Origin of the sequence: Desulfosporosinus cupriresistens (genome assembly GCF_001707885.1) — a bacterium.
Classification (GTDB): domain Bacteria; phylum Bacillota; class Desulfitobacteriia; order Desulfitobacteriales; family Desulfitobacteriaceae; genus Desulfosporosinus.
Genome location: NZ_MASS01000034.1, coordinates 30,177 through 43,531 on the forward strand (window position 1 = coordinate 30,177; position 13,355 = coordinate 43,531).

At 46.1% G+C, this 13,355-nt stretch carries 12 protein-coding genes; 1 reads left to right on the forward strand and 11 read right to left on the reverse strand.

The genetic code is table 11. The annotated features are described in order from the left end of the window. Positions 1-123 precede the first annotated feature (123 nt). The 9 genes from carB to DSBG_RS13765 all read right to left on the reverse strand — a co-directional run bounded on the left by carB (position 124) and on the right by DSBG_RS13765 (position 11,485). Positions 124-3,297 carry a carbamoyl-phosphate synthase large subunit gene (carB, locus tag DSBG_RS13725; RefSeq protein WP_068964884.1) on the reverse strand — a complete coding sequence of 1,058 codons (3,174 nt, stop codon included), beginning with the start codon at positions 3,295-3,297 and terminating at the stop codon, positions 124-126. A gap of 1 nt (position 3,298) precedes the next feature. Next, on the reverse strand, positions 3,299-4,411 hold the full coding sequence (gene carA, locus DSBG_RS13730) for a glutamine-hydrolyzing carbamoyl-phosphate synthase small subunit (protein ID WP_068964885.1): 1,113 nt from the start codon (positions 4,409-4,411) through the stop codon (positions 3,299-3,301). A gap of 70 nt (positions 4,412-4,481) precedes the next feature. Next, positions 4,482-5,798: a dihydroorotase gene (locus DSBG_RS13735; protein ID WP_068964886.1), complete on the reverse strand. Its 1,317-nt coding sequence runs from the start codon at positions 5,796-5,798 to the stop codon at positions 4,482-4,484. Beyond that, positions 5,785-6,720, reverse strand: a complete 936-nt coding sequence (locus tag DSBG_RS13740) for an aspartate carbamoyltransferase catalytic subunit (RefSeq protein WP_068964887.1) — start codon at positions 6,718-6,720, stop codon at positions 5,785-5,787. Before DSBG_RS13740 ends, DSBG_RS13735 begins: the two co-directional genes overlap by 14 nt. Before the next feature lie 195 nt (positions 6,721-6,915). Beyond that, entirely contained in the window at positions 6,916-7,476 is a 561-nt protein-coding gene (gene pyrR, locus DSBG_RS13745) for a bifunctional pyr operon transcriptional regulator/uracil phosphoribosyltransferase PyrR (protein WP_068964895.1), read from the reverse strand. Positions 7,477-7,769: 293 nt separating this feature from the next. Then, positions 7,770-8,774, reverse strand: a complete 1,005-nt coding sequence (locus tag DSBG_RS13750) for an RluA family pseudouridine synthase (RefSeq protein ID WP_141694319.1) — start codon at positions 8,772-8,774, stop codon at positions 7,770-7,772. A gap of 36 nt (positions 8,775-8,810) precedes the next feature. Further along, on the reverse strand, positions 8,811-9,275 hold the full coding sequence (gene lspA, locus DSBG_RS13755; RefSeq protein ID WP_068964889.1) for a signal peptidase II: 465 nt from the start codon (positions 9,273-9,275) through the stop codon (positions 8,811-8,813). A gap of 154 nt (positions 9,276-9,429) precedes the next feature. Beyond that, positions 9,430-10,401 carry a phosphate acetyltransferase gene (gene pta / locus DSBG_RS13760; protein WP_068964890.1) on the reverse strand — a complete coding sequence of 324 codons (972 nt, stop codon included), beginning with the start codon at positions 10,399-10,401 and terminating at the stop codon, positions 9,430-9,432. Between the two features lie 409 nt (positions 10,402-10,810). Then, positions 10,811-11,485, reverse strand: a complete 675-nt coding sequence (locus DSBG_RS13765; protein WP_068964891.1) for a TraR/DksA C4-type zinc finger protein — start codon at positions 11,483-11,485, stop codon at positions 10,811-10,813. 245 nt (positions 11,486-11,730) lie between these two features. Here DSBG_RS13765 and DSBG_RS22530 point away from each other — a divergent pair, with 245 nt between their 5' ends. Next, entirely contained in the window at positions 11,731-11,925 is a 195-nt protein-coding gene (locus DSBG_RS22530; protein ID WP_141694320.1) for a hypothetical protein, read from the forward strand. A 182-nt stretch (positions 11,926-12,107) separates the two neighbouring features. Here the strand turns inward: DSBG_RS22530 and DSBG_RS13770 are convergent, their stop codons facing one another. Then, a complete protein-coding gene (locus DSBG_RS13770) occupies positions 12,108-12,449 on the reverse strand; it encodes a DUF5665 domain-containing protein (protein ID WP_068964892.1) in 342 nt (113 codons plus the stop codon). 255 nt (positions 12,450-12,704) lie between these two features. Continuing rightward, the gene (gene pduL, locus DSBG_RS13775; RefSeq protein ID WP_068964893.1) at positions 12,705-13,283 is read right to left on the reverse strand and encodes a phosphate propanoyltransferase; all 579 of its coding nucleotides are present in this window, start codon (positions 13,281-13,283) and stop codon (positions 12,705-12,707) included. Positions 13,284-13,355: the final 72 nt, after the last annotated feature.

Genomic DNA, 13,355 nt, shown 5'->3' on the forward strand with positions numbered 1-13,355 from the left:
CGAATAGTTCACGAAATACCTATCGTGATTGCATATCGAATATCTCATATCGAATATCATCTAACCTCTTAATTTAATTTAATTTACTTAAATTTTCCTATTAACGTACCTCGTGCCTCGCTCCTACAGAGGCAAGAGCCCCGGTGAAATACTTTCCAGCACCTGGAGTAACGCTGCAGCCGTATCAAGACTCGTGAAACACGGGATTCCATGTTCCACGGCCGCTCTACGAATCGCAAATCCATCACTTTCCTGTATTCGGCCATGAGTTGTTGTATTGACTACATATTGTATTTGCTGCTTGCGTATCCCGTCAATAATTTCGTTCGAGCCATCATGCAATTTTGCAAGCTGTTCTACTCGAAGCCCCTCGTTCTTTAAATAGTGTGTCGTTCCTTCGGTCGCTAAAAGGCGGAATCCCAGTTCAGCGAACCGACGAGCAAGGGCTACCCCTTCTGCTTTATCACGATCTGCCAAGGTCACGAACACTGAACCATATGTTGTGAAGGACAAGCCCGCTCCGAGCAGCGCTTTATAGAGAGCTTTTTCATACGTCCTATCCATTCCCATGACTTCGCCCGTCGATTTCATCTCTGGGCCCAAAGACGGTTCGACCCGCTGAAGTTTCGAAAAGGAGAAAACTGGTGCTTTGACGGCAACCCGATCACCCGCTGGATAGAGGCCATGGGGAATTTTTATCTCTTCCCATTTTCTGCCTAAGATTACTTGAGTTGCCCAGTCTACGATTGGAACTCCAGTGACCTTACTCAGAAAGGGAACGGTCCGGCTGGACCGAGGATTGACCTCAAGAACGAAGAGTTCGTTCTGATAAATAACATATTGGATATTCAATAAGCCTTTAATTTTTAAAGATCGGGCTAATGATTCAGTCAAAGCAATAATGCGCTCTTGCATACTCACGTCTAACGTTTGAGGCGGATAGACGGCGATAGAATCTCCGGAATGAACCCCTGCCCGTTCCAAATGTTCCATAATCCCAGGGATAAAAACATTTTCTCCGTCGGAGATTGCATCGACCTCCACCTCTTTCCCCAGCAGATATTGATCCATCCAGATCTCCTGGTCCGAGGAGGCAGAAAGAGCGCGTCTTACAACGGTCTCTAATTCCTTGGCTTCATAGACAATGTCCATGGCTCTTCCACCCAGAACATACGATGGACGAACCACCAAAGGAAATCCGATTTCTTGAGCTACTGTTTGCACTTGTTCCATGCTCGTTGCCCCGCCTCCGCGTGGACGTTTGGCCGCTAGTTCTTGCAATACACGGTCAAAGGTTCCCCGCTCCTCGGCCCGGTCAATATCTTCTACTGCTGTGCCTAAAATCGGGTAGCCGCGCCTCGCCAGGCCACTCGCCAAACCAATGGCCGTCTGCCCTCCGAACTGAACAACGACACCATCGGGTTGCTCTTTATCCAGAATTGCAGAGACATCTTCTAAGGTCAAGGGTTCAAAATAAAGCCGATCAGCCGTGTCAAAGTCTGTCGAGACTGTCTCAGGATTATTATTAATAATAATACTCTCAAACCCGGCTTTGCGCAGAGCCAGCACCGCGTGCACAGAACAATAGTCAAATTCAATCCCCTGCCCAATCCGAATTGGACCAGACCCTAAAACAACCACTTTAGGTCGCTTATGAACTTCCCCTTCATCTTCAACATCATAGCTGGAATAGAAGTAAGGAGTTGTAGCCTCAAACTCTCCCGAACAGGTATCGACCATTTTAAATACAGGGCGAATACCATGCTCAATTCTGAACCGATAAACCTCATCTTCCGAGCTTTTCCATAGAGCCGCTATTTCTAGATCTGCATAACCTAAGCGTTTAGCACGCAGTAAGGACGCTTTATCCCAAGCTGCTTGTTCTAATAATACCGTATTATCGACAAGACGACGTAAGAAATTTAGATAAAAAAGGTTCCAGCCCGTCTCTTCAACCAGCCAATCGACTGTCCAGCCTCGTCTTAAGGCTTCTGCAAAAACGAACAGCTGGCGATCATCCGGCTGCAGGCACTCGGTTTTAAGTTCAGCGTCCGATAGCACTTCCAGCTCCGGAAGTCGGAGCCCGTATGCTTTGATATCTAACGAACGAATCGCTTTGAGCAGGGCGGTCTCTAAGTTCCGACCAATCCCCATCACTTCTCCGGTCGCCTTCATCTGGGTACCCAAGCGCCGATCTGCCTCAGTAAATTTGTCGAAGGGCCAGCGGGGGATTTTAACAACGACATAATCTAAGGCCGGCTCGAAACAAGCCGAGGTTTTCTCAGTAACAGCATTTTTAATTTCCGTAAGCGCATAACCTAGTGCAATTTTGGCTGCGACTTTAGCAATCGGATATCCCGTAGCCTTCGAGGCGAGAGCACTGGAACGGCTTAAACGAGGATTGACCTCGATCACTACGTATTCGTTGCGTGCGGGGTGCAGAGCAAATTGGACATTGCATCCCCCTTCAATTCCCAGGCCATTCACAATCCGCCGCGACGCACTGCGTAAGGCTTGAACCTCTCGATCGGTCAAAGTTTGACAAGGCGCTACAACAATACTATCCCCAGTATGCACGCCAACTGGGTCCATGTTTTCCATATGACAAATCGTGATGCAGTTTCCGGCTCCATCACGTAAAACTTCAAACTCGACTTCCTTCCAGCCGGCCACACTTCGCTCCACTAAGATCTGACCAATCAGGCTGGCCTGCAGGCCGCTTGTTGCAATTTGTTTCAGCTCTTCAGCATTTTGGACAATTCCTCCCCCGGTTCCTCCCAAGGTGAAGGCCGGCCGCACAATAAGTGGATAGCCCGTTTTTGCAGCAAATTCAAGCGCCTCTTCAACGTGAGCTACAATCTTACTTTCAGGGATTGGCTCACCTAGCTCCTGCATCAATGCCCGAAAGCTTTCCCGGTCTTCCGCTTGATCGATACTTTTAAGGGAAGTTCCCATCAAAGTCACTTCGCAGCGCTCCAAGACCCCTCGTTTAGCAAGCTGATAGGCTAGGTTCAGCCCTGTTTGCCCACCCATAGTGGGGATTAAGCCATCGGGCCGCTCCCGCTCAATAATCCGTTCCACGGATTCAACCGTCAACGGTTCAATATAGATTCGATCGGCAGTTTCTCGATCTGTCATAATTGTTGCTGGGTTGGAATTTACAAGAATGACTTCTACCCCTTCTTCGCGCAGAGCTCGACAAGCCTGCGTACCTGCATAGTCAAACTCAGCAGCCTGCCCAATGACAATGGGGCCTGATCCAATCACCAGAACCTTTTTCCACTCTTTCTTGGGCATTTTATAGTCTCCCCTTTTTTGCTAAATTTCTCTCAACTATTGCTCTGAAACGATCAAAAATTTCCGCATTTTCCTCCGGCCCCGGAGCGCCTTCGGGATGAAATTGTACGGACAGAATTGGGTAGGTTTGATGCTCCATACCTTCTACAGTTCCATCGTTGAGATTACGTAACGTTACTTCAAACCCTGAATCTTTTAATGAAGCTTCCTGCACAGCGTAGCCGTGGTTTTGGGACGTCATAGTCGCCTTTCCAGTTCGAATATCTATGACCGGATGATTTCCACCACGATGCCCAAAGGGTAGTTTATAGGTTTCTCCACCAGCGGCTAAAGCCAAGAGTTGATGCCCCAGACAAATACCTAATACCGGTAGTTTGTCATACAAACTACGAACTGTAGCGACACATTCCGGTAGCTTTTCCGGATCTCCAGGACCATTGCTCAACACGATCCCACTGGGATGATGGCTTAGAATCTCTTCTGGAGTCGATCTAGCCGGGAACACCATGATCCTAAACCCTCTCTCCTGAAGATGACGAATGATGTTGCGCTTAGCCCCAAAGTCGAGGACAGCGAGTAGTGAGCCTGATCCTGGGATTTCGTAAGCTTCCTTAACCGTTGATCGGTAAACCCAGTGTTCACTGTTACCCTCAAGTTCTTCATTTTCCTGGAAATTTGCCCAGAATTCCAGTCCAATCTCCCGTGTATGAACCAGTACACCAGGTAAAGTTCCAAATTGGCGCAGGTATCTTGTCAACGCCCGCGTATCGACTCCCTTTAATCCCTGAACACCGTGTTGCTGGCAATAATCCTCCAAGGACCCTTCACAATGTAAACTTCCCTCTCCCTCGGAGAGTTCTCGTACAATGAGTCCCTGAAGACGGGTTTTATCTGCTTCGTTCTCTTCATGGTGCCACCCATAATTTCCAATTTGCGGTTGAGTCAGGACGAGAATCTGTCCGGCGTAGGACAAATCTGTGACCATTTCCTGATAGCCGCTCATCGATGTATTGAAAACCACTTCATGCGCTGCCACCGAGGTTATGTCATTCAGCCAAGCCCCAAAGGCTTCTCCCTCAAAGGATGTCCCATCTTTTAAAACAAGATATGCCACGTTCGACACTTCCTCTCTGACCGTAGTAAAATCGATCACTTCTATCTGTCTATACAAACCTTTGCCTAATCTACTTTTCTAAAACAGTCCGGTTCTTTTGCACAAGTTGACCTTCTACCCAAACCATGACCGGAAACCCTTGTAAGTATTTACCTAAGAACGGGGTATTGCGCGCTTTCGAAACCAACTGAGTCGAATCAATCACCTCTGAAAAATCCGGATCAAAAAGCACCATATCGGCTATAGCTCCAGGTTTCAGCGATCCCCCGGGTAAACCAAACCGCTTGGCCGGAGATGCGCTCCAAGCCTCGATCACTCGCTCAAATGACAACCGTCCCGGTACCACTAAATGTTGCCAAATCGCACTCAGGGCCGTCTCGAGACTCGCAATCCCAAAGGGAGCCTCAGCAAAGGGTCGGGATTTTTCGGCCATGGTGTGTGGTGCATGGTCGGTCGCGATTATATCTAATGTTCCATCTCGGAGTCCTTCAACAAGTGACTCTCGGTCCTTTTGGGAACCCAGCGGAGGATTTACTTTAAGCGCTGTATCAGTTATACCTATCTCTTCATCACAGAAGATTAAATGGTGCGGATTGACTTCCGCAGTGACATTCACGCCTCTTGCTTTAGCCTGTCGGATTAAATTGACACTCTCTGTAGTGGAAATATGGGCCAGATGAAGTTTTCCACTTGTTTCCTCAGCCAGTAACAAATCCCTAGCAACAATCACGCTTTCTGCACTTGCAGGAACCCCTTTTAATCCCATGCGCGCTGAGGCCATTCCGCGGCGCATTTGCCCTTCTCCAGCCAAGTCCTTATCTTCGCAATGACTGATAATAGGTAGTCCGGTTATTTTGGCATATTCTAAAGCAAGCCGCATCACTTCTGCATTTTGAATGTTTTTACCGTCATCAGAAAAGGCGGCAGCTCCACCCGCTTTCATATCCGCCATCTCGACCAATTCGCCACCCTGCATCCCTTTAGTCACTGTTCCTATGGGCAGTACATGCGCATAGCCAGCGCGGTCACCCTGCATGCGTACAAATTCAATCAGGGCCCGATTGTCAATGACTGGTTTCGTGTTGGCCATGGCCAAAATGGTCGTAAATCCGCCGCGTATCGCAGCGCGTGAGCCACTTAATATATCCTCTTTTTCTTCTTGCCCTGGTTCACGCAAGTGCGTGTGAACATCAATAAGCCCCGGGAAAAGATACTTTCCTTCACCATTGATCGTTTCCACCGATTCACCCTGCGCTATCGTTAGAACCTCTTCCTCAGTCCTGGAGGCAGACATTTCTAACACCTGCCCACCTTTAATGAGAACATGCCGAGGGGCAGATAAGTTTTGGCTCGGATCAATTACCCATACATCTTTAAGCCACCACATTGCTAGACCCCCCAATCAGTAAGTAAATTAAAGCCATGCGAATGGCCACACCATTCGTAACCTGGCGCTCAATTAAAGCTTGTGTGCTATCAGCCACTTCATCAGAGATCTCCACATTCCGATTCATTGGTCCGGGGTGTAAGATGATACTCTGTTTTTCCGTTTTCTTTAATCGCTCGGTCGTCAATCCATAGAGTTGGCTATACTCACGGAGGCTAGGGAACAACCCGCTTTTCTGCCGTTCAAGTTGGAGGCGCAGGGCCATCACAACATCTGCCCCAGGTAAAACACTATCCAGATCATGAGCTAATTTAACCCCCAGGCCCTCCATTTCAAAGGGAACCAGAGTTGGAGGACCCACAAAGGTCACATCAACACCAAGTTTTTGAAGACACCAAGCATTGCTTCGGGCCACCCTGGAATGCAAGACATCACCAACGATGACAACTTTCTTACCATTCATGTCACCGAGCTGCTCCTCCATAGTGAAAATGTCTAGTAACGCTTGGGTTGGATGCGCATGCTGCCCATCTCCTGCATTAATCACACCCGCATCAAGGATATCCGCTAAGAATTTTGCCGAACCAGAACTGGAATGCCTTATAATCACTAGGTCAGCCCGCATCGCTTGAATCGTCTTAGCCGTATCGTATAAACTCTCTCCTTTGCTCACGCTGCTCTGAGCAACTGCAATACTCGTCGTATCTGCCCCCAACACTTTCCCAGCCATTTCAAAAGAGGTGCGAGTCCGTGTACTTGCTTCGTAGAAAAGATTAACCACTGACTTACCTTTTAACGTGGGCAATTTCTTAATCGGCCGCATCAAAATTTCTTTCATCACTTTCGCAGTATGCAGAATATGGCGAATTTCATCTACGCTCATATCCTCTATTGCTAGAACGTCTTTACGCTGCCACTTCATCGTAACCCTCCCTATCTTCTTTCACCCTTTATTATCTCTTATGGGGTAGTGCTCATACCCCTAAAAATGTATTAAGCACCTAAAAATAAAATATATCCTCTCCCCCTAGGGGGAGAGGATATATTAAAAGGCATAGCCTAATCCACTCGCCCCTTGGCTATCTCTCTGGATAGCATTTAAAGGGTAAAGTTCCATTTATTTCACAGTATCTTCTTCGTGCTCCAATAGAAGCACGTCTTCTTCCATATCTACTTCCTGCAACCGCACTGCCACAATTTCTCGTCGCGATGTCGGTAAGTTTTTACCTACATAATCTGCTCGTATGGGTAACTCTCGATGTCCACGATCCACAAGCACTGCTAATTGAATGCGCGCCGGCCTGCCTAAATCCATTGTCGCATCTAATGCCGCCCGGGCAGTTCGCCCGGTATACAGCACGTCGTCGACTAAAATCACAGATTTTCCTTCTATGCTTACTGGAATATCCGTTTCATGGACGACAGGATGTATGTCAATGGTACTTAAGTCGTCACGATAAAGAGTGATATCTAGAATTCCAAGGGGAACTTTTACCCCTTCAAACTCCTCAATGTATTGTTGAATTCGTTCCGCTAACGGCACCCCTCGGCGACGAATCCCTACCAGAACAAGTCGATCAGTCCCTTTATTCTTTTCTACAATTTCGTGCGCAATACGAGTTATTGCCCGGCGAATCCCATCCGCATCTAAAATTTTGCTCTTAATCGTTCCTTCCAAAACTTGCTGACTCCTTTCTTCTAGGGCTAATCCTTTAAGTCTGAAGATTAGATAGAAAGGTAATAAAGAAAACTTGGCTGGCGCCAAGCCTTAGCGCAGGCGGCCGCCTTAGTTGCGCTTATGCTACTGAAAGTATGTAACGAAGTTATACTTTCTGATAAGTATAAAAAAAACTATCTGAACAGCAGACAGTCCTCCCTTGTTTTCCGTCTGCCTTCCCAAGCCTCTCGGGACTTCATTAAAGGCCATATAACTGTCACTAAGTTTACTTTATGACGGCTTAAAAGTCAACGTCAGGATGAATGCAATTTCTCAACAAGCATCGCAAAAGTTTGAGGCAACGGCGCATCAAACTCCATCCATATCCCACTGCGTGGATGCTCAAATCCCAAATGGGCGGCATGCAGCATTTGCCCAGGAAGCCCATATTTATTGCGTTTCGGTCCATAAATAGGGTCCCCGAGAACAGGATGCTTAAGATAGGCCATATGGACACGGATCTGATGCGTTCTACCTGTCTCTAAACGTACTTCGAGATATGTAGCCTCATTAAACCGTTCTAATACGGTATAATGCGTCACAGCGGGTTTTGAATGATGCATTACCACAGCCATTCTCTTTCGCTCAGAAGGGTCTCGTCCGATAGGTGCGTCGACTGTACCGGAAGGTTCTAATACCACTCCATGTACCAAGGCCAGATACCTCCGTGTCATGGTATGCTCCTTAAGCTGCACAGCAAGTCCTTGATGAGCGGCATCATTTTTTGCCACCACCAAAATCCCTGATGTATCTTTGTCAATACGATGTACGATTCCTGGTCGTAATACCCCGTTGATTCCAGAAAGATTGCGGCAGTGGAATAGCAGAGCATTGACCATAGTCCCAGTCCATGCCCCTGGAGCCGGGTGCACTACCATTCCCTGACGCTTATTAACAACCAAAACATCCTCATCCTCATACAGAATATCGAGAGGGATATTTTCCGGTTCGGCCGAAGACTCACGTAAAATAGGGAAAACAACTTCAATCTGGTCACCCTGGCGTACCTTATAATTAGCTTTTTTAGGAGAACCATTAACTCTTACGCATTCTTGGGCTATAAGTCCTTGAACAAACGATCTGCTCTTTCCCAGAACATCCGTCACACCCACATCCAGGCGAACTCCTTCCGCAAGTTCGAAGATTTCCTTTTTCGCCGCAATGTTAGGACCTACGAAGGAATTCTCTTCCTCAGAAACTTGTTCGTCAAATTCAAAATCTTCTAAGACAGATTCGTGAATTTCTTTTTCCACTTGCATAACCCCGCCAATTCTTAAAATACCATTTTATCTTCTTTATTCTTCCGTAATCGATTTACGCTCTGCCTTTTCCTCCGAATATAAGCGGAGCATGAATAACCCTACTCCTATAACAATCATACTATCCGCAAAGTTAAAGACAAAAGGCCAAATCTGGAAATCCAAATAGTCCACCACACGTCCAATCACAAGGCGGTCATAGAGATTTCCTAATGCCCCACCTCCGATCATTCCGATCGCTAAACGTGTAAGTCTTTCACTACGCGGAATACGAAACTGTCCATAAATCACCCCACTCACAACTGCTAGCGCGGTAACAACAAAAATCCAGGTCCGACCGGCCAACAGGCCAAATGCAGCGCCTGGATTCAAGACAAATGTCAGATGAAATATTTTGGGAATGACTATCAACGTATCACCCGGAATAAAGTTTGACTGGACTAAAACTTTAAATAAGCGATCAATAATCCATACCCCGATCATTGTAAACCAAACCAACAACCGTCTAACCCCCCTGTGTTTTCCTTCATCTTAACACAGGGCTTATGTGGGGGCAAATTATTCATGATGAAATGAGACAGTCCTTGATTGCACGTAAAAGGGTCCTCGCGATAAGTCACGAAGACCCTTGATTTTATAATATATGGAAACTATCTTAGTCTAGCACTGCTGTAATTATAGCCATCTTGTAAACTTCTTCTGCGTTACACCCTCTGGAAAGGTCATTGATCGGAGCGTTCAGACCCTGCAGAATAGGCCCGTAAGCATCAAAGCCCCCAAGTCGCTGAGCAATCTTGTAACCGATGTTACCTGCATTAATATCTGGGAAGATAAATGTGTTAGCTTGACCTGCAACAGGAGAGTTGGAACACTTTATCTTGGCAACTTCAGGGGAGAAAGCAGCATCAAACTGAAGTTCTCCGTCAACCGGAAAATCAAGGTTCATTGCCTTAAGCTTCTCTGTAGCGTTATGCACTTTATCTACTGATTCGCCTTTGCCCGATCCCATTGTGCTGTAGGAAAGCATAGCAACCTTTGGCTCAACATCGAAAGCCTTAGCTGATCTGGCTGTTTCGACAGCGATTTCAACAAGCTCATCTTCAGTTGGGAAAAGGTTAATTGCGCAGTCAGCCAAAACATACTTCTCTGCGCCGTTTTCTGTCGCACGATTCATAATAAAACAGCTGGATACAATCTTATTGCCGGGTCTTGTCTTGACAAGCTGAAGAGCAGGACGAACTGTATCAGCTGTAGAATAGGTAGCGCCACCCAGAAGACCGTGAGCTAAACCCATTTTAACAAGCATTGTACCGAAATAGTTAGACTTTGACAGGGCCTCACGACAAGCAACCTCATCCATCTTACCCTTTCTCAGTTCCACCATTTTGGCAACCATGGCCTCGAAATCAGGATAGTTCAGAGGATCAATAATCTCAATACCGTCTATCGACCAACCACAGGCTTTTGCCGCTGCCGCTACTTCATTAGGATTGCCTAAAAGCAAAGGAGCAAGAATACCGTCCTTATGTAGACGACTGGCTGCCTCAATAATTCTGGGGTCTAATCCCTCTGTAAAAACAAGTTTCCTCTTATTAGCTTTTAATTTTGCAATCATATTTTCAAACATGATTCAATTCCTCCACTTACATTATTTTCATTAAAAATATTATACACCTAGTACCAAGGATATTTCAACATCAAAGAAGCCCTAAAAGTGTTGTTATTCTAAATATTCTTAATATTCATTAAAAGTGGATAAAAAGAAATAGCCAAATATAATAGCATGTGCAAAACAGACAAAGACACCATATCGGCCCAAACCAGAGAGTTCCTTAACTAAGAGCACTATTACAAAATTACGTCAACATGCAAGCAAGAACCTCCCCTACTTGCTAAGCGTCATTGCGGTAAAACGCAAACGGCGTCATAACACTCACGTCCCAACCCCGTCAACCCCAAGCCAGGAGGAAGTTTCTTAGCTTAGTGATCACTTTAGTGGAATTGCGTCAATGAGCGCAGACACTTCCTCCCCCTCTCTAGGTCCGTCCGTGCTCCTTGCTATAATGGATTGAATTTCCTCGCCCCTCTGGTTCTCTTTGCGTTTCAAGCGTTTCAATATATTGGACCGCCCCAATTACTTCATCTGCATCTTCATAGTTATTATTCGGATCCCTGACATCTCGATTTGTCCCCAAATCTTGAGCAGAATCCGAGGTCCCGTAGCGAGCCACAGCCTGCCAAGAATCTTCTCCATCGAACCCCACCTGATCTGTGCCATCGTTAAAAGTTCGAGAAAAGGGGCGATTTAGAAGTTCATTCTCAACCGGTTCGCGATGTAACGAATGTTGCTCTTCCCGCTCCTCTTCACGGCTACATTCCGTACATACCGTAGTATAGGGCAGAGCCTCAAGTCGTTCAAAGGGGATCTCATGACCACAGTGTTCACAAACACCATACTTACCTTGGTCATAGCGGTCTAACGCCACATCAATAGCTTCAACTTTGTGTACTAACCGATCATGTTGAGCCACATCCCGAGAACGCTCATATACCTCAGTCGCAATGTCTGCAGGATGATTATCTATGAGCGACAATTCACCTAATGACTCTCGCATATCTCCATTAAAAAGTTCCGTCGCAGTTTCCAGGGAATTTCGTCGCTCTTCACGGAGCTTCTCAATTATTTCAGCATAACGCGTTTGCTTTTCCATATATTCTTCCTCCCTATTTCATCTATACTAATTATTGTTCTTACTTTGTTCAATAAAAGCTCCTTCGATACAAAGCGAATAATTAATGCCAAGCACAAACCCTCCATAGTGCATCAAAGCGTCTTTGCGTCAAAACGCAAACAGTATACAATACTTTCCCGTCCCTCTTCCGCCTCCAAACCCCGTCGACCACAAGTCAAGAGAAAGTTTCTTAGCTTAGTGAGCACTTTAGTGGAATTGCGTCAATGAGCGCAGACGATAAGGCGTTAAGAAACTCAACGGGACTAGTCCAAGGATGGACTGATGCCGCGGTGCCCGAAGACACTGTCTTCGCACGTATTAGCCCTCTTGCAGGATGGCAAGGAGCGGCGCACATGCGACGGAACAAGGATGTTCCTAGTGTCGAATGCGCCCGAAGACACTGTCTTCGCACGTATTAGTCTTCTTGCAGGATGGCATAGCATTCGACCAGAGCAGCTCGGAGGTTTTGAGTTTTAGCCTTAGCGACAAGCGAATAGCAATGGAACGTGTGCGAATACGATAGTCTCCAGTGGAGAGTATCGCCGAAGCCGTGATCCTTAAAGGAATACCTACCGGCGTAGGATGCTAAGAAACTTTCTCCCTATGGCTGATTAACATACTTGCTTAGCTCTGCAATAAGCCCTCCAATAACCGGCAAATTGAGGATGACGATACGTTTTAACAGGAAATAAGCCACTCCTGCGAAGAAACCAGCTCCCAGTGCAGTTCCTAATCCTCGCACAAGACCGACTACAAAATTAATCCAGATCAATCGTCCTGGGCGATTTAGATACGCTATGTATTCCGCCAATCTCATCTTTTCAAGAGTCACGGCCAATGATTTGACTTGATGTCTTATGTAGGTCCACTCCTGAACTTGCAAAGGATTGACTTCTTCACTCGGAGAAGATGTTGGTTCACCTTTTTCATCTAAAACGGTCACTTTTTCACCTCTTATTAAACATCAAATTCAGTGTTCCCATAGGCCGCTAAATTTACGCAGAGATTCAAAGATTACTTAGCTTGTTCCAATCCTTCGGACACCTTGTACAAGTCTTAGTTTCACTTATGTGAAAATTTGATGCATATGCAGAAAGCCAGGAAATATTTCCTGACTTTTTTCGTTATATTGTATCCATAGTAATCAACCTTTAAGTATACTTATAAAAAACAGACCTGACCCTGACGCAAATCAAATTTAATCAAACGAAACGTCCAATTCCTGACCGTTAACCAAACTAAATGCATTGCCTTCATCTGTGTCTATATGCATATCCAAAGCATAATTGGCATTGACTCTGACAAGAACATGTTCAAAAATGCCACCACGAACACCGGGAACTAGAACACGAACATGATCTCCGTCTTTTAATGAGTACCGCTCTGCCTCATCGAGGGTCATGTGGATATGACGTGCTGCAAGCATCACGCCTTGATCCAATTGAATGCGCCCCATCGGACCTTCTATAACTATCCCAGGAGTTCCATCGAGCTTGCCTGAATCGCGAACAGGCGGCTTCACCCCCACTTTGAAGGTATCCGTCGCAGAAAGCTCCACTTGAGATTCTCTCCTTGCAGGTCCTAAAATACGAACTCCCGACATCGTGCCTTTCGGTCCAATAATGGTTACGGTCTCTTCACAAGCAAATTGACCTGGCTGGCTCAAGTCTTTCGTCTTTGTCAAGGTATGTCCTGCTCCAAAGAGTGCAGCAATATGTTCCTGGGATAAATGAACGTGTCGATTAGAAATACCAACGGGAACTTTAAAAGTTACCATACTAATCATCTCCTTGTTAATTATTGTCCATTTTTCATTTTGCCGAAAAAATAATAATTCTATAATAAATAT